Source organism: Nonomuraea sp. NPDC049684 (assembly GCF_044465345.1).
Taxonomy (GTDB): domain Bacteria; phylum Actinomycetota; class Actinomycetes; order Streptosporangiales; family Streptosporangiaceae; genus Nonomuraea.
In genome coordinates this window covers 694,824-711,438 of record NZ_JBITLO010000003.1, presented here as the reverse complement: position 1 = coordinate 711,438, position 16,615 = coordinate 694,824, and the positions used below count along the sequence as shown (strand labels likewise).

16 protein-coding genes are annotated in these 16,615 nt (G+C 73.1%); 4 read left to right on the top strand and 12 right to left on the bottom strand.

The features are described 5' to 3' along the window. Window positions 1-38 precede the first annotated feature (38 nt). The 3 genes from ACIBST_RS13580 to ACIBST_RS13570 are packed head-to-tail and all read left to right on the top strand — an operon-like array spanning window position 39 to window position 2,779. Complete coding sequence (locus ACIBST_RS13580) at window positions 39-497, top strand: MarR family transcriptional regulator (RefSeq protein WP_358293728.1); 459 nt, start codon at window positions 39-41, stop codon at window positions 495-497. 60 nt (window positions 498-557) lie between these two features. Next, window positions 558-1,211 (top strand): LppX_LprAFG lipoprotein, encoded by a 654-nt coding sequence (locus ACIBST_RS13575; protein WP_397171540.1) that lies wholly within the window; start codon window positions 558-560, stop codon window positions 1,209-1,211. A gap of 5 nt (window positions 1,212-1,216) precedes the next feature. Next, window positions 1,217-2,779: an MFS transporter gene (locus ACIBST_RS13570; protein ID WP_397171538.1), complete on the top strand. Its 1,563-nt coding sequence runs from the start codon at window positions 1,217-1,219 to the stop codon at window positions 2,777-2,779. 18 nt (window positions 2,780-2,797) lie between these two features. Here the strand turns inward: ACIBST_RS13570 and aspS are convergent, their stop codons facing one another. The 5 genes from aspS to ACIBST_RS13545 all read right to left on the bottom strand — a co-directional run bounded on the left by aspS (window position 2,798) and on the right by ACIBST_RS13545 (window position 8,444). Beyond that, window positions 2,798-4,054 carry an aspartate--tRNA(Asn) ligase gene (gene aspS, locus ACIBST_RS13565; RefSeq protein WP_397171536.1) on the bottom strand — a complete coding sequence of 419 codons (1,257 nt, stop codon included), beginning with the start codon at window positions 4,052-4,054 and terminating at the stop codon, window positions 2,798-2,800. A 273-nt stretch (window positions 4,055-4,327) separates the two neighbouring features. Further along, on the bottom strand, window positions 4,328-5,719 hold the full coding sequence (der, locus tag ACIBST_RS13560) for a ribosome biogenesis GTPase Der (RefSeq protein ID WP_397171534.1): 1,392 nt from the start codon (window positions 5,717-5,719) through the stop codon (window positions 4,328-4,330). A gap of 36 nt (window positions 5,720-5,755) precedes the next feature. Further along, window positions 5,756-6,412, bottom strand: a complete 657-nt coding sequence (gene cmk / locus ACIBST_RS13555) for a (d)CMP kinase (protein WP_397171533.1) — start codon at window positions 6,410-6,412, stop codon at window positions 5,756-5,758. Window positions 6,413-6,466: 54 nt separating this feature from the next. Next, window positions 6,467-7,825, bottom strand: coding sequence for a carotenoid oxygenase family protein (locus tag ACIBST_RS13550; RefSeq protein WP_397171532.1), 1,359 nt, complete (start codon window positions 7,823-7,825; stop codon window positions 6,467-6,469). Window positions 7,826-7,838: 13 nt separating this feature from the next. Then, the gene (locus ACIBST_RS13545; RefSeq protein ID WP_397171530.1) at window positions 7,839-8,444 is read right to left on the bottom strand and encodes a TetR/AcrR family transcriptional regulator; all 606 of its coding nucleotides are present in this window, start codon (window positions 8,442-8,444) and stop codon (window positions 7,839-7,841) included. 118 nt (window positions 8,445-8,562) lie between these two features. Here ACIBST_RS13545 and ACIBST_RS13540 point away from each other — a divergent pair, with 118 nt between their 5' ends. After that, window positions 8,563-9,417: a glycosyltransferase family 2 protein gene (locus ACIBST_RS13540; protein WP_397171528.1), complete on the top strand. Its 855-nt coding sequence runs from the start codon at window positions 8,563-8,565 to the stop codon at window positions 9,415-9,417. A gap of 38 nt (window positions 9,418-9,455) precedes the next feature. Here the strand turns inward: ACIBST_RS13540 and ACIBST_RS13535 are convergent, their stop codons facing one another. The 7 genes from ACIBST_RS13535 to ACIBST_RS13505 form a co-directional block, all read right to left on the bottom strand. After that, window positions 9,456-10,550: a prephenate dehydrogenase gene (locus ACIBST_RS13535; RefSeq protein WP_397171526.1), complete on the bottom strand. Its 1,095-nt coding sequence runs from the start codon at window positions 10,548-10,550 to the stop codon at window positions 9,456-9,458. 91 nt (window positions 10,551-10,641) lie between these two features. Beyond that, window positions 10,642-11,001, bottom strand: a complete 360-nt coding sequence (aroH, locus tag ACIBST_RS13530) for a chorismate mutase (protein ID WP_397171525.1) — start codon at window positions 10,999-11,001, stop codon at window positions 10,642-10,644. A 70-nt stretch (window positions 11,002-11,071) separates the two neighbouring features. Then, window positions 11,072-12,970, bottom strand: coding sequence for a pseudouridine synthase (locus ACIBST_RS13525; RefSeq protein ID WP_397171523.1), 1,899 nt, complete (start codon window positions 12,968-12,970; stop codon window positions 11,072-11,074). After that, window positions 12,967-13,488: an SMC-Scp complex subunit ScpB gene (gene scpB, locus ACIBST_RS13520; protein WP_397171655.1), complete on the bottom strand. Its 522-nt coding sequence runs from the start codon at window positions 13,486-13,488 to the stop codon at window positions 12,967-12,969. Before scpB ends, ACIBST_RS13525 begins: the two co-directional genes overlap by 4 nt. 340 nt (window positions 13,489-13,828) lie before the next feature. After that, window positions 13,829-14,650 carry a segregation/condensation protein A gene (locus ACIBST_RS13515; protein WP_352321918.1) on the bottom strand — a complete coding sequence of 274 codons (822 nt, stop codon included), beginning with the start codon at window positions 14,648-14,650 and terminating at the stop codon, window positions 13,829-13,831. Then, on the bottom strand, window positions 14,647-15,582 hold the full coding sequence (locus tag ACIBST_RS13510; RefSeq protein ID WP_387645452.1) for a ParA family protein: 936 nt from the start codon (window positions 15,580-15,582) through the stop codon (window positions 14,647-14,649). The genes ACIBST_RS13515 and ACIBST_RS13510 overlap by 4 nt, the downstream gene beginning before the upstream one ends. Before the next feature lie 123 nt (window positions 15,583-15,705). Further along, the gene (locus ACIBST_RS13505; protein ID WP_352321922.1) at window positions 15,706-16,611 is read right to left on the bottom strand and encodes a site-specific tyrosine recombinase XerD; all 906 of its coding nucleotides are present in this window, start codon (window positions 16,609-16,611) and stop codon (window positions 15,706-15,708) included. Window positions 16,612-16,615 lie beyond the last annotated feature (4 nt).

Here is a 16,615-nt window from a genome sequence, read left to right as displayed (position 1 = left end):
TAGCCGCGTCGTCGCGGGCGTGCGATAGATTGGGGATCATGAGCGCGCCCCGCTGGCTTTCCCCCGCCGAACAGCGTGCCTGGCGTACGCATCTCGCGCTGCACAAGCTGCTCATGCACCGCCTCGACCGCGAGCTGCAGGAGCACCAGCTCTCGCTGAACGACTACGAGATCCTGGTCAACCTCTCCGAGAGCCCCGAGCGGCGCATGCGGATGAGCGACCTGGCCGACGCCACGATCCAGTCGCGCAGCAGGCTGTCGCACCAGATCTCCCGCATGGAGGCCAAGGGGCTGGTCACCAGGGAAGACTGCCGCGACGACCGGCGCGGCACGTTCGCCGTCCTGACCGACGAGGGCTGGGCGACGATCCAGCGGGTGGCGCCCGACCACGTCGCGAGCGTGCGCGAGCATTTCGTCGACCGGCTCACCGACGACCAGCTCGAGGCGCTGGAGCAGGCGTTCGGGCCCATCGTCGAGCACCTGAAGAAGCTGCGCTGAGGCCCAACCGATATCGGCGACGGCTCACCGGCGTTCCCGGGCGGTCGCTACGATCCGCTCATGCTCCGAAAGCTGCTGATCGTTGTCGTGCTCGCGCTGATGCCGGCCTGCTCCGCGGGTGGCGGCGGGGGTGACGAGCTCCCCGCCGGGCCGGAGGTGATGAAGAAGTCCGCCGAGGCCATGAAGGCCGTCAGGTCGGCCGGTTTCTCGATCGCCACGGAGGGCAAGCCCAACGTGCCGCTCAAGAAGGCCGACGGCAGGCTCACCTCGGCGGGCGACGCCGACGGCACGATCACGCTGGAGGTGCTGGGCACCCTGCAGGAGATCACCTTCGCGCTGATCGGCGACACCGTGCACTTCAAGGGGCCGACCGGCGGCTTCCAGACGATGACCAGGCAGCAGCTCGCCCAGTTCTACGACCCGTCGGTGATCCTCGATCCGGCCAAGGGCATCGCGCAGCTGCTCTCCTCGGCGACCGACCCCAGGGTGGAGGCGGTCGAGGACGGCTCGTACCGGGTGGCCACGACGTTCTCCGGGCAGGTCGTCGGGCAGATCGTGCCGGGCGTCACGCAGGGCGTCAACGGCAAGGTCTGGGTCGACAAGGCCACGAGCAGGCTCACCAAGGCGAGCCTGCCGCTGCAGAACGGCACGGTGACGGTGACGTTCAGCGACTACGACGCGCCGGTCACGATCACGCCGCCCCCGTCCGGATGAGCCCGGTGAGCCGGAACGTCCCGGCCGAGCGGGCCCGCCGGGTCGCGCTCGGCGCGGGCGGCGCGGTGGTGCTGCTGGCCGCGCTCGACGCCTACGTGGTCGTGACGGTCCTGATGGACATCGCCCACGACGTCGGCGTGCCGCAGAACCACCTGGAGCGGGTCACGCCGGTCGTCACCGGGTTCCTGCTCGGCTATGTCGCCGCGATGCCGCTGCTCGGCCAGCTCTCCGACCGTTACGGCCGGCGGCCGCTGATCCACGCCTGCCTGGCGGCGTTCGCGCTCGGCTCGGTGCTGACCGCGCTGGCCTCCGGTGAGGCGATGGTGGTGTCGGGCCGTACGGTGCAGGGCGTGGCGGGCGGGGCGCTGCTGCCGATCACGATGGCGCTGATCGGCGACCTGTGGGAGGCGCGCGACCGGCCGCTCGCGCTGGGCGCGGTGGGCGCGGCGCAGGAGCTGGGCAGCGCCCTCGGCCCCCTGTACGGCGGCGTGCTGGCGCTGGTCCCGCCGGTCGCCGTGGCGGGCGTGGAGCTGGGCGGCTGGCACGCCATCTTCTGGGTCAACGTGCCCCTCGCCGCCCTGGCCGCGGTAGCCGTGCAGCGTACGGTCCCGGCCCGGCCGCCCGCCGGCACGGCCCGCGTCGACGTCGTCGGCGGCGCCCTGCTGGCGCTGGCGCTGGCCCTCCTGGTCGTCGGCCTGTACAACCCCGACCCGGCCACGACCGTGCTGCCGCCGTGGGGTCCGCCGGTGATCGCGGCCGGTGCGGTGGCCGGCGGCGTCTTCGTCTGGTGGGAGATCCGCTCCCCCGTCCGGCTGCTCGACCTGTCGGCCGCCCGCAAGTCGCCGCTGCTGGCGACGCTGGGCGTGAGCTTCCTGGCGGGCGCGGCGCTGCTGGTGACGATGGTGTTCGTGCAGTTCGCCGCCCAGACGCTGCTGGACAAGGACGCCCTGGGCGCGGCGCTGGTCCTGGCCCGCTTCCTCGGCGCGCTGGCCGTGGGCGCGCTGCTCGGCGGCGTGCTGGCCCGGCGGGCCGGCGAGCGCGCGGTGGCGGTGCCCGGCCTGCTGATCGCCGCGGCCGGGTACTGGCTGATGAGCCGCTGGCCGCTCGACCTGGCCGGCGCGGGCCTGGCCGTGGACGCCGACCTGGTCGTGGCGGGGCTCGGCCTCGGCCTGGTGATCGCGCCGGTCTCGTCGGCGGTCCTGCGGGTGAGCCCGGCCGTCCAGCACGGCGTCGCCTCGGCGGCGGTCGTGGTGGCCAGGATGATGGGCATGCTCGTCGGCGTGGCGGGCGTGTCGGCGTGGGGGTTCCACCGGTTCCAGTCGCTGACCGCCCATCTCGACACGCCGCTGCCGTTCGGCGTGGACGCGCAGACCTACCAGCGGCGGCTGGCCGACTACCTGGCCCGGATCGACGCCGCCCTGCACATCGAGTACACCGAGATGTTCCTGCTCACGGCGTTCGTCTGCCTGCTGGGGGCGGCGGTGGCGCTGCTCATGCCGCGCCGCGCCCTGCCGGGGGCGGCGCCCGCCCTCGCGGACGCCGCCCCCGACCCCGGACTTCGACCGTGACTCAGCCGGCGCCGCCGGTCAGGGCGACAGGCGGTGCAGGTCGCGGGGGAAGGCGGTGGTCTGGCGGATGTTGGCGGCGCCGGTCAGCCGGGCCGTCCAGCGTTCCAGGCCGAGCGCGAACCCGCCGTGCGGCGGCATCCCGTACCGGAACGCCTGGAGGTAGCCCTCGTACGGCTCGACGTCGCCGTCCAGGGCCCGGACGTAGTCGTCGTACCGGTGCAGGCGCTGGCCGCCGGTCACCAGCTCCAAACCCCTGAACAGCAGGTCGAAGCCGTTGGAGTAGCCCGGTCTGGCCGGGTCGGGATGGGTGTAGAACGGCCGCTTGGACATCGGGTAGCCGGTGACGAACAGGAACTCCGACCCGTGCTCGCGCAGCGCCCACTCCGACAGGCATCGTTCCTGGGCCGGTGACAGGTCGGGCTCGTCCTCGCCGGTCAGCCGCTGGGCCTCGGTGAAGTGCACGGCCGGGATCTCGGCGGGCACGTCCGGCAGCGCGGCCCCGGCCACCTCGACGGCGGACGCGGCCCGGCGGCGCACCGACTCCACCATGCCCGCGACGACCTCCCGCAGCACGGCCATCACGTCCCGGTGGTCGGCCACGAAGCCCAGCTCGGCGTCGAGGCTGGTGTACTGCGCCAGGTGGCGGACGGTGTCGTGCGGCTCGGCGCGGAAGACCGGCCCGACCTCGTAGACCCGCTCGAACACCCCGACCATCGTCTGCTTGTAGAACTGCGGCGACTGCGCGAGGTAGGCGCGGCGGCCGAAGTAGTCGATGCCGAAGACGTTCGCGCCGGACTCGGTGGCCGAGGCCACGATCTTGGGCGTGTGGATCTCGGTGAACCCGAGGCCGTCCAGCGTCTCGCGGAACCCGGCCACGCTCGCCGCCGAGATCTCCAGCGGCGCCCGCAGCAGCGGATGCCGCAGCGCGACGGGCGCGTGGTCGAGGACCGTCGGCAGCGTCGCGCCCACGACCGGCCGGTAGAGGTCGAACGGCGGCGCCTGGGCGGGCTCGGCCAGGACCTCGATCTCCGGCCCGGTCAGCTCGAACCCGCCCGGCGCCTGCCCGGACGGGGTCACGGTGCCGGTGACCCGGACGACGCTCTCCTCCGGCGGCAGCTCCCGGGCCGCGCCGACCACCTGGGCCAGCCCGGCGCGGTCGCGGACGACCAGGAAGGAGACGGATTTCAGGTGCCGGCGGCGATGGACCCAGCCGGCGATCGTCACTCGTCGGCCGGCGTGCTCAGCGAGCGACGCCGACAGGACACGAGAGATCATTACAGCTCCTCTGCAGGAAATGCATGACCCCTTGGGAGTGCGGGGGAGAAGGGAGCTCCCGGTGCCACCGCACTTTCGCCGCCCGCGAGGGGCGGCCTCCACGACCCGATGACGGGGGTCAGGCCGGCGGGGCATTTCCTCCCCGCACTCGGGAGTGTCTTCACCAGCGGACACGGGACCGCCTTCACAGCTGCCGGCGGCTCTCTGGGCCCGTGCGGCCCGCTGGCTACTCGTCTCCGTCCACGTGTTGCCGTAGATGATACGGCAACCCCGTTACTTGTCCTTCTTGGGGCGCTTCTCCCGGATCTTCATCGTGACGTCGATCGGCGAGCCGGCGAACCCGAACTCCTCGCGGATGCGCCGCTCGATGAAGCGCCGGTAGGTGTCCTCCAGCCAGCCGGAGGTGAACAGCACGAACTTGGGCGGCTCGACGGACGCCTGCGTGGCGAACAGGATCTTCGGCTGCTTGCCACCCCGGACGGGCGGCGGCGTCGCGTGCACCAGCTCGGTGAGGAACGCGTTGAGCCGCGCCGTCGGCACCCGGGTGGACCAGGAGTCGAGCGCCTTCTCCAGCGCCGGCACCAGCCGGTCCATGTGGCGGCCGGTCTTGGCGGAGATGTTGACCCGCAGCGCCCACGGCGTGCGCACGAGCTGCCGGTCGATCTCCTTCTCCAGGTAGTAGCGGCGGTCTTCGTCGACCAGGTCCCACTTGTTGAAGGCCACCACCATGGCCCGGCCCGACTCGATCACCAGGCCGATGATCCGCAGGTCCTGCTCGGTGAGCGGCTCGCTGGCGTCGATCAGCACGATCGCCACCTCCGAGCGCTCCAGGGCGGCGCGGGTGCGCATGGCCGCGTAGAAGTCGGCGCCCTGCAGCTCGCGGTCGCGCCGCCGGATGCCGGCGGTGTCGACGAAGCGCCAGGTGCGCCCGCCCAGCTCGACCAGCTCGTCGACCGGGTCGCGGGTGGTGCCCGCCATCGGGTCGACCAGCACCCGCTCCTCGCCCGCCAGCTTGTTGAGCAGCGAGGACTTGCCCACGTTGGGCTTGCCGAGCAGCGCCACGCGGGCCGGGCCGCGCTCGCCGCCGAAGGTCAGCTGCGGCGTCTCGGGCAGCGCGTCGAGCACGACGTCGAGCAGGTCGCCGCTGGAGCGGCCGTGCAGCGCCGAGACCGGGTAGGGCTCGCCCAGCCCGAGCGCCCACAGCGCGGCGGCCTCCAGCTCCAGCTGCTGGTTGTCGACCTTGTTGGCGGCCAGGAGCACCGGCTTGCCCGACTGGCGCAGCACCGCGCCCACGATCTCGTCGGCGTCGGTGGCGCCCACGGTGGCGTCGACCACGAACACGATCACGTCGGCCAGCTCGACGGCGACCTGGGCCTGCTCGGCGATGCGCAGGTTCATGCCGGTGGCGTCGGGGTCCCAGCCGCCGGTGTCGACGACGGTGAAGCGGCGGCCGCGCCAGTTGGCGTCGTAGGTGACGCGGTCGCGGGTGACGCCCGGCACGTCCTCCACGACCGCCTCGCGGCGGCCGATGATGCGGTTGACCAGCGTGGACTTGCCCACGTTGGGGCGGCCCACGATGGCCACGACCGGCAGCGGCGTGGTGTCGCCGTGCTCGGTGACTTCCAGCTCGTCGAGGTCAGCCTCGACCCAATCCCCCGTTGACATGCTTGTTCATCCTTAGGTGAGTACCGCACCTGGAGGTCAGGTGCGCTCCTTGACCAGCCTCAGCACCTCCGCGATGACCTCTTCGAGGTTGAGCGCGGTGGTGTCGAGCTCGACGGCGCCATCCGCCATCGAGAGTGGGTCCGTCTTACGTGTCGAGTCCAGGGTGTCACGCCGCTCCATGGCGGCCTGCTGCGCCTCCACCGTGGAGCCGGCCAGCTCGGCGCTCCTGCGGCGGGCACGGGCCTCGGCGCTGGCCGTCAGGTAGACCTTGACGGGCGCGTCGGGGCAGACGACCTTGCCGATGTCGCGGCCCTCGACCACGATGTCACCGGCGGCGGCGATCTCCCGCTGCAGCGCGACCAGCCGCCTGCGCACCTCGGGGACGGCGGCCACGGCGGAGACCGCCCCGGTCACCTCGGCCTCCCGGATGGGCCCGCCCACGTCGACGCCGTCGACCAGGATCGAGGGGCCCTCGGGGTCGGTGCCGGAGACGATGGACGGCTCGCCGCAACGGGCCGCGACGGCCTCGGGATCGGCCAGGTCGACGCCCTGCCGGAGCATCCACCACGTCATCGCCCGGTACATGGCCCCGGTGTCGAGGTAACGCAGGCCCAGCGCACGGGCGACCCCGCGCGACACGCTCGACTTGCCCGACCCCGAAGGACCGTCCATGGCGACGACCAGACCGGACACGGCCTCTCCCTCTTCACGTGTGTTTCCCCAACCTGAAGAGGCTACCGCCTCCGGTCAGTCCGCGATCCAGCTCCCGTGGAAGCCGAGCGGGACCCTGGCGGGCAGGTGCACGATCGCGACCGGCTCGCCGGTGAAGTCCTGGGCCGACAGGATCACCAGGTCGGCCGCTCCCCTGGCCGGGTCGTTGACGTAAGTGAGCAGGTAACCGTCGTCCTCGGCGGCGCCGGAGGGCACGAAGACCGGCTCGCCCACGTACGCGCCGCGCCCGAACCGCCGCGCCTCCTGCGTGCCGCGTTCCAGGTCGTGCTTGATGAGCGTGTTGTCGAACGCCTCGTCCGGCAGGTCCTCCAGCTCGGTGGCCGGGTAGATCACGTCGTGCAGGTCGGCGGCGGCCGAGGTGTAGCCGTACCGGTACGGGCTGCCGGTGCGGCGCTCGTCGATGCGGGGGAACTCCTGGGGGCGGTCGTCCAGGCGGGTGGTGGTGACCCGGCCCGTGCCGGGGTCGATGCGCCAGCGGTCGAGCGTGGGCGCGCCGCCCAGGTCGAGCCGGGCGTCCACGAACCGCTTGGGGTAGCGGACGACGTCAACCACGACCTGGTCGCCGTCGTCGTAGGCGTTGAGGGTGTGGAAGACCCAGCAGGGGTCGATCTCCACCCAGCGCACGTCGCCGGTCTCGCGGGAGAGCAGGCCGAGCCGGGCGGGCCGGGCGTCGTCCCAGGCGTACGGGAGCGGCGCGCCGCGCTCGGCGTGGGCCATGCTGAGCGTGACCGGCAGGTCGTAGATCACCACGTGCCGGCGGGTCAGCGCGAAGTCGTGCAGCATCGGGCGGTCGGCGACCCGGATGTCCCTGACCTGGGCCACCACGCCTTTGGGGTCGATCACGATGTGCTGGTGGTGGTCCCAGCCGGCGAAGTAGGCCACCGCGTGCAGCTCGCCGGTGACCGGGTCGAGGTGGGTGTGGGCGGCGTACCCGCCGGGCAGGCCGCCGACGAAGTCGCACGCGCCGACCGTGTCGAGCTCGTAGCTCAGCTCGTACGGCAGCCCGCCCGCCTCGACGGTCGCGAACGTGCGCCCGGCGATGCCGATGACGTGCGTGTTGGCCGCGAAGTCCATGCCCGCGTGCACCGGGCCCGGCGCCGGCGGCTCGCCCAGCCGGCGGGCCACCTCGGCGTTGCGCACCCACCGGTTGCGGTACCACTCGGCCCGCCCGCCGCGCAGCCGCACGCCGTGGACCATGCCCTGCCCCATGAACAGGTGGCCGGCGGCCGGGTCGTCGAGGCCGAGCGGGTTGGGGCCGTTGCGCAGGTAGCGGCCGTCGAGCTCGGCGGGGATGCGGCCGGTGACCTCCAGGTCGAAGGCCGTGATCTCCTCCGTCGCGGGTGCGAAGCCGTTGCGGAAGGGGGTGCTGGTCATCGTGCGCTTCCTCTCAGGTCAGGAACGGCGTGAGCACGGAGGTGTAGAGCAGCCGGTAGCGCCGCTCCGCCTCGGCGCTGTCGAAGAAGCCGGAGATCTCCAGGCTCACCGCGCCGTGGATCGCCATCCACAGCACGTCGGCTATCTCGCCGGCGGCGGCCCCGCGCAGCCGTCCGGCCTCCAGGCAGGCGGCCACGGCCTCGACCAGGATGTCGAAGGTCCGCCGGCCGGCCGCGACCGCGTCGGGGGCGGGCTGGAAGCCGTGCATCGCGTTCTGGAACATGACCCGGTAGTAGTCGGGCTCGTCCAGCGCGTACTCGCGGTAGGCCGCCAGGCCCGCGTGCAGCGCCGGGAGCGGGTCGTCCTGGGCGGGGACGGCCAGCAGGCGGGCCTCCAGCCGGGCGAAGCCCTCCAGCCACAGCGCCTCGCTGAGGCCGTCCTTGCCGCCGAAGAGGGTGTAGATCACCTTCGTGGAGCAGCCGACCTCGCCGGAGATGCGCCGGACGGTGAGCGCCGCCGGGCCCTCGGCGACGAGCAGGTGTTTGGCGGCGTCGAGGATGGCCGTCCTGACCACGCTCTGGCCTTCCTGCTGGGCTTGCCGGTACGCGGTGACCGCCATCTGAGTAACACCGTTTCTTCTCGGTAACGCTGTTACCGACCTTTGTACGCCTCCTCCGTCCCGCCGTCAATGCCGCCGGCGAGGAGTAACGGCGTCCGCCCAGGTAAGGGGGTCCGGCGTGACGGAGACGAACCGAGCGCGGGTCACGGTCGTGGTGGCCACCAGGGACCGGGTCAGAACGCTGGCCCGGACGATCCCCCGCCACCCGAGGCCGGTGATCCTCGTCGACAACGGCTCCTCGGACGGGACCGCCGGGTTCGTCCGCAAGCACTTCCCCGACGTCCAGGTGGTCGAGGCGGGGACCAACCTGGGCGCGCCGGGCCGCAACGTCGGCGTGCGCCTGGCCGAGACCCCCTACGTCGCCTTCGCCGACGACGACTCCTGGTGGGCGCCCGGCGCCCTGGAGCTGGCCGCCGACGTGCTGGACGCCCACCCCCGCCTGGCCGTGCTGGGCGCGCGCGTGCTGGTCGGGCCGCAGGAGCGGCTGGACGCGGTGTCGGAGGCGATGCGCGACTCCCCGCTCGGCGTCGAGGACGACCTGCCGGGGCCGAGCGTGCTGGGCTTCCTGGCCTGCGGGGCCGTCGTGCGCAGGGAGGCGTTCCTGGAGGCGGGCGGCTTCGACGACGTGATCTTCTTCTTCGGCGAGGAGGAACGGCTGGCCGTGGACCTGGCCGCGCGCGGCTGGGGGCTGGCCTACGTGGACGACGTCGTCGCCCACCACCACCCCTCCCCCGCCCGCGACCCGCGCGGCAGGCAGGCGCTGGCGGCGCGCAACGCCGTGCTGACCGCCGTGCTGCGCCGTCCATGGCCGGTGGTGGCGCGCCGGTCCCTGGAGGCGCTGCTGGGCGGTCCGGCGGGCCGGGAGGGGCTGCGCACCGCAGTGCGGCGGCTGCCCAGGGCCCTGGCCGCCCGGCGCGGCCTGCCGGTCGCCGTGGAACGCGCCCGCCGCAGACTGGAGCGGGCGGCCGGCTGACGCCGCGGGCGGGGCCCGGCGCGTTCAGTGCTCCGTGGTCAGGGGACCTGCCAGCCGCGTTCGCGCAGGGCGTCGGCGAGCGGGGAGGCCGCGTCGGGCTGGACCCACAGCTCGGCGATGCCCAGGGGCAGCCCGGGCGCGTGCTCCAGCCGCACGTCCTCGACGTTGACGCCGACCTCGTCGCACACCTGGAACAGCCGCGCGAGCTGGCCGGGACGGTCACCGATGACCACCTGGACGACCACGTACGCGGGAGCGGGGCCGCCGTGCTTGCCCGGGATGCGCCCGTGCCCGGCGACGCCGCGCTTGAGGAGCTGGGTGAGGTCGCCGCTCGCGGTGCCGTCGCCCTCGGCCAGGGAGCGGAGCGCGGTCGCGGCCTCGGCCAGGTCGCGGGAGACCGCCTCCAGCACCTCGGCGACCGGGGTCGCGTTGCCCGACAGAATGCCGAGCCAGAGCCCGGGGTCGCCGCCCGCGATCCTGGTCACGTCGCGCACCCCCTGCCCGGCCAGGCCGAGCGCGACCTCGGTGGCGTCGGCCAGGCGGGCCGCCACGGCCGAGGCGGCGACGTGGGGGGCGTGCGAGACGACGGCGACCGCGCGGTCGTGCTCCTCCGCGCCCACCTCGACGGGGTTCGCGCCGCACAGCTCGACCAGCTTGAGCACCGCCGCCCTGGCGTCGTCGGCGGCCTCGCCGGTCGGGCACAGCGCCCACGGCCGGCCGAGGAACAGGTCGGCCCTGGCCGCGCCAGGACCGGACTTCTCCCGCCCGGCCAGCGGGTGGGAGGCGACGTAGGTCGTCAGGTCGCAGCCGAGCCGCGCGGCCATGCGGATGGGCTCGGCCTTGACGCTGGCGACGTCGGTGTAGAACCGGGCCGCGCCGCTGCTCTGCAGCTTCAGCAGCTCGTCGGCCACGTGCGCCGGGGGCACCGCGATGACCGCCAGGTCGACCTGCCCGGCGGGCAGGCGCTCCGGCTCCCACTCCTCGCCCGCGCCCAGTTCCCTGGCCAGCCGTACGGCGGCCGCGTCGCGGTCGGCGAGCAGCACGCGCACGTCGTGCTTGCGCAGCGCCAGGGCCGCCGAGGTGCCGATGAGACCGGTGCCGACGACGAGCACGGTACGGAGTTCCGAGGCCATATCGATGTCCTGATTTATCGGGCTAGTGAGAGTGTTGCCTGCCGTGTCCGCCAGGCACGTGCCGCACGACGATCCGGCTCACGCCGGTCGCCTACTGGGCGATGTCCTGCCGCAGCGCCACCGCGCCCCGCAGATACACATGCTGCATCTCTGCCCGCGGACGGTCGGTCTCCACATGCGCCATCAGGCGCACCACGCGCGGCAGCGCCCCCGGCACGTCGATCTCGGTGCAGCAGATCAGCGGCACGTCGTGGAAACCCAGCTTGCGCGCCGCCAGGGCGGGGAACTCGGAGGTCAGGTCGGGGGTGGCGGTGAACAGCACGCTGATCACGTCGTCGGTGGTCAGGCTGTTGCGCTCCATGATCGCCTGGACCAGCTCGGTCGTCCCCTGGATGATCGAGTCGCGGTCGTCGGCATCCACCTGGATCGCCCCGCGGATCGCCCGCACCATGCGCCCTGTTCCCCTTCCATAGCGGGAGAGCCCGTGCGAGATGCGCACGGGCTCCTGCGTTCCGGCCAGATTACAGCTTCACGGCCGCGTAAAGGTCGCCGACCTCCTTCAGGCTCAGCGCGCGGACCGTGCCGGCCTTGGTGCGGCCCAGCTTCACCGGACCGAACTCGATCCGGGCCAGGTCGATCACCCGGTGACCGGCCTCCTCCAGCATGCGCCGCACGACGTGGTTGCGGCCCTCGTGCAGCACCACCTCGACCAGCGCCTGCTGGCCGTGCTCCTGGACGATGGCGAAGCTGTCGGCCTTGGCGATGCCGTCCTCCAGCTCGATGCCCTGCTTGAGCCTGCGGCCCAGGTCGCGCGGGATGGGCCCCGGCACCTTGGCCCAGTACTTCTTCTGCACGCCGTAGCTCGGGTGCGTCAGCCGGTTGGCCAGCTCGCCGTCGTTGGTGAGCAGCAGCAGGCCCTCGGTCTCGGTGTCGAGCCGGCCGACGTGGAACAGGCGGGGGGCCAGCTCCTCGACGTAGTCGGCCAGGCACGGGCGCCCCTGCGGGTCGTCCATGGTGGACACGACGCCGATCGGCTTGTTGAGGGCGTAGTAGACCAGGTCGGGGGCGGTCGGGATGCGCTTGCCGTCGACGTGGATCACCTGGGTGGCGGGATCGACCTTGGCGCCGAACCGGCGCACGACCTGGCCGTTGACCGTGACGCGGCCGTCGCCGATCATCTCCTCGCAGGCGCGCCTGCTGGCCACGCCCGCCTGGGCGAGCACCTTCTGCAGGCGGACGCCGTTGGGCACCTCGGTGGTGTCGCGCTCGTCGGTGTAGTCGTCGTCGTAGAAGGCACGGTCGCGCAGCGGCTGCCGGGCGGCCTTGACGCGCCTGGCCTGGGGGCTCTCGGAGCCGGCCGCACGCCGTCCGCCGCCGAGCGTCTGGACGTCGTCGCGCCTCGGGGTGCGCGGCTGCTGGCCGCGAGGGGTGTCCTCGCGCCTGCCGAAACGGGCGCGGGTGTTGCCGGCGGAGGCGGACCTGGGGGCGTCGTCCCTGCGTCCGCCGCGGTCGGCACGGAAGCCGCCGCGCTCCTGACGCTCGCCGTCGCCGCCGCGTCCGGCGCCACGGGAGCCGGCGTAACCGCCACGCTCCCCGCGCCGCTCGCCCGCGTAACCGCCGCGACCCGCGGAGGACCCGCCACGGCCGCCGGAGAACCCGCCGCGGTCGTTGGAGTACCCGCCGCGGTCGCCACCGGCGTAACCGCCGCGCTCACCGCGCCGGTCGCCGCCGTAGCCGCCGCGCCGGTCGTCGCCGAACCTGCCCCGGTCACCGGACCGGGAAGCCCCGCCGAAGCCCTCACCACGCGGACGCTCGAAGCCGCCCTCACGACGCGGACGCTCGAAGCCGCCCTCACGACGGGGACGCTCGAAGCCGCCCTCACGACGGGGACGGTCGAAACGGTCGCCGCCGCGCGCACCGCGGTCACCGCGGTCGTCACGCGGACGGTCGTCACGGAAACGGTCGCCGCGGTCGCCACCGGCGGGCCGGTCGGCGCGCTGGTAGCGGTCGTCACGCGCCGGACGGTCGGTGCGGTCGCCGAGCGAGTAGCCGTCGCGGTCACCGCCGGAACGCCCGAAACGGTCACCACCGGAAGCGGGACGACCCGAACGGTCGCCGCCGAAACCGGAGCGCTCGCCGCCGGGGCGACCCGAGCGGTCGCCGCCGAAGCCGGAGCGGTCGCCGCCGCGGGAGCCGGAGTCCTGGCGGGGGCGGTCGTCGCGGTCGCCGAAGCGGGCGCGGGCGCCGCCGCGGTCGGCGCGAAGGGAGTCGCGGCGGGGGTCGTCCCCGCCGAAGCCGCCGCCGAAGCCGTCGCGGCGGTTGTCGTCGGAGCGGAAGGCGGGACGCCCGCCGCGGCCGGAGCCGCCGGTACGTCCACGACCGCGTCCATCACCGGACGGGGTGCTGCGCCTGTTGATCACTTTGTTGTCTCCTCGAGGTTCTCCACGTCGTCGGGGAGGAAGGGGGCGAGCTCGGGAAGCTCGCTCAAATCCCGCAGTCCCAGACGTTCCAGGAAGTATGAGCTTGTCCGGTAGAGCACTGCCTGGCTCTCCGGGTCGGTGCCGGCCTCCTCGACCAGCCCCCTGGCGACGAGCGTCCGCATGACGCCGTCGCTGTTGACGCCGCGTACGGCGGCGACACGGGCGCGGCTCACCGGTTGCCGGTAGGCCACGACCGCGAGGGTCTCCAGCGCGGCCTGGGTCAGCCGCGTCTGCTGGCCGTCGCGGACGAACCGCTCGACCAGCGCCGCGCAGTCGGCCCGCGTGTAGAAACGCCAGCCACCCGCGACTTCCCGCAGATCAAAACCCCGCCCGGCGGCCGTATATTCCGCCGCCAGGCTTCTGAGCGCCGCCGCGACCTCGTGGGTGGGACGCTCCAGCACCTGGGCCAGCGTGATCTCGGCCACGGGCTCGTCGACGATCATCAGGATGGCCTCCAGGGCCGCCTCAAGAGCGGGCCCCTCCCCCCGAGGCTCCTCCTCCGGGGCGTCCTGCCGGTCCTCCTCCTGGTCGGCAGCGGTGTCCGAGGGCCGCTCGGAAGGCGACTCAGGGAAGGACGACTCAGGCGACGGCGTCTCGGGCGACGGCCTCTCGGGCGACGGCCTCTCGGACGACGGCGAGGGCTCGGGCGGCGCGACCGGCAGGTCGGGGCCGGCGGGCAGGGCGGACGCCTCCTCCGGAGAGGCCGGCTGAACCATGGAGCCCGGGAGCGTCATCCAGGCGGGCAGCGGCGACCCCGAGTCGGGGGCCTTGCGGGGGCCGGGCAGGGGGTTGGGGTTGTCAGTCATTCGATGGTTTCTCCGCGGATTCCTCGTAGTCGTCCCCCACCGCGACGTCGCCGTCGTCGGCGCCCGTCCAGGTCACGTGGAGCTCTCCCAGCGCCTCGACCTGCTCGAACGTCACCGCGGACTCCCGGAACAGCTCCAGCACGGCCAGGAAGCGGGCGATGACCTCGAAGGTGCCCTCGCAGTCGGCCGTCAGCGCGCGGAAGGTGGCCCTGCGCAGCCTGCGCAGGTGCATGACCAGGATGGCCGCCTGCTCCTTGACGCTGGCCAGCGGCTGGTAGATGTGGCCGACGCTGACGGTGGGCGGCAGTTTCGGGGTGAACGCCTTGGCCGCGATGCGGGCGAGCTGCTCGGGCCCGATGCCGAGGATGAGCTCGGGCAGCAGGTTGGCGAACTGCGGCTCCAGCGACACCGTGCGGGGGAAACGCAGCGACTCCTCGGCCATCCGCCCCGCGAAGACCTTCGCGACCTCCTTGTACGCCTTGTACTGCAGCAGCCGGGCGAACAGCAGGTCTCTGGCCTCCAGGAGCGCGAGGTCCTCTTCGTCCTCCACCTCGCCGGACGGCAGCAGCCGGGCCGCCTTCAGGTCGAGCAGCGTGGCCGCGACCAGCAGGAAGTGGCTGGTCTGGTCGAGGTCCCACTCCGGGCCCCTGGACCGGATGTAGGCGATGAACTCGTCGGTGACCTTGGAGAGCGAGACCTCGGTGATGTCGAGCTTGTGCTTGGCGATCAGGCCGAGAAGCAGGTCGAAGGGGCCTTCGAAGACGTCCAGGTGTACCTGGAAGCCTTGGGGGGCCTCGGTCTGCTCTGCGGTCACCTGGCCATTGTCGCAGGAGCCGGCCAGCGCGAGAGCACCTCGCGGGCCAGTTCGCGGTAGGCGTTGGCGCCGAGGGACGACGGGTCGAAGGTGGTGATCGGCTCGCCGGCGACGGTGGCGTCGGGGAAGCGGACCGTACGGTTGATCACCGTGTGGAACACCTTGTCGCCGAACGCCTCCACCACGCGGGCCAGCACCTCGCGGCCGTGCAGGGTACGGGCGTCGTACATGGTGGCGAGCAGGCCCTCGATCTCGAGGTCTTCGTTGAGCCGCTCCTGGACCTTGGAGATGGTGTCCATGAGCAGCGCGACGCCGCGCAGGGCGAAGAACTCGCACTCCAGCGGCACCATGACGCCGTGGGCGCAGGTCAGCGCGTTGATGGTGAGCAGGCCGAGCGACGGCTGGCAGTCGATGAGGCAGACGTCGTAGTGCGGCAGCAGCGGCTTGATCACCCGGCCGAGCACCTGCTCGCGGGCGACCTCGGTGACGAGCTGCACTTCGGCGGCCGACAGGTCGATGTTGCTGGGCAGCAGGTCGAGGCCCTCGACGCCGGTCTCCAGCAGGACGTCCTCGGCGGTGACGCCGCGGTCCATCAGCAGGTTGTAGACGGTCAGGTCGAGCTGGAGCGGGTTGATGCCCAGGCCGACCGAGAGCGCGCCCTGCGGGTCGAAGTCGACCAGCAGCACCTTCAGCCCGCACTCGACCAGCGCCGCGCCCAGGTTGATGGTGGTCGTCGTCTTGCCGACGCCGCCCTTCTGGTTGACCATCGCGACCACTCGCGCCGGCCCGTGCACCTGCGGCGGGACCGGTTCAGGGAACACCGGCCGCGGGCGCTGGGTGGGGCCCAGGTTGACGCCGTTGGAAGGCGCGTTGGTCTTGGTGTCACCCCAGGGGTTGTCGGGGGTCCCCGGGGTCGAACCCTTGGTCGTCACAGTCACCAGCTCGAACCTCCCTGACGATCCCGAACCGGACCGTCCGGACGGACACTATGGCGTCACCACTAAACGCGGCAAGGCGGCACGCCGGGGCACCGCGCACGCGCAAAAGACTATAGATCACTGCCGGGCGCGCGGGTGCGCCGCGGCGTAGACCTCGCGGAGTTTGTCGACCGTCACCAGGGTGTAGACCTGCGTGGTCGTGACGGAGGCGTGGCCGAGCAGCTCCTGGACCACCCGGACGTCCGCGCCGCCGTCGAGCAGATGGGTGGCGAAGGAGTGGCGCAGGACGTGCGGGCTGATGCCGGCCAGGCCGGCGCGTTCGGCCGCGGCCTGGAGCACCTCCCAGGCCCCCTGCCTGGTCAGCCGGCCGCCGCGGGCGTTGAGGAAGACCGCGGGGGTGCCGCGCCCGTGGGCCAGCAGGCCGGGCCTGGCGCGGACGAGGTAGGCGTCGAGCGCCGAGCGGGCGTAGCGGCCTAGCGGGACGACGCGGGTGCGGCCGCCCTTGCCGCGCAGCCTCACCTGGTCGGGTTCGAGGTCGTCGACGGCCAGGCCGACGGCTTCCGAGATGCGGGCGCCGGTGCCGTACAGGACCTCCAGCAGGGCGCGGTTGCGCAGGGTGAGCGGGGCGCCGTCGGGGCCGGAGGCGGCGATGAGGCGTTCGACCTCGTCGACGGCGATCGCCTTGGGCAGTCTGCGGAGCTGGCGCGGCGGGCGTACCTCGTGGGCGGGGTCGTGGGCCGTGACGCCTTCGCGCAGGGCGAACCGGTGGAGCCCGCGTACGGCCGAGACGGCCCGCGCGGCCGAGCTGGCCACGAGGGCGGGATGCTCCCGGTCGCCCTCGCGCAACGCGGCGAGGAAGGCCTGGACGTCGGCCTCCCCCACCTCGTCGAGCTTCAGCCGCCCGCGCGCCTGCAGATGTTCGAAGTATCGCCGCAGGTCACGGCGGTAGGACGCGAGCGTGTTGGCAGCCAGGCCCCGCTCCACCGCCAAATGGGCGAGGTAGCTGGAGAGCACTGCCTCCACGACA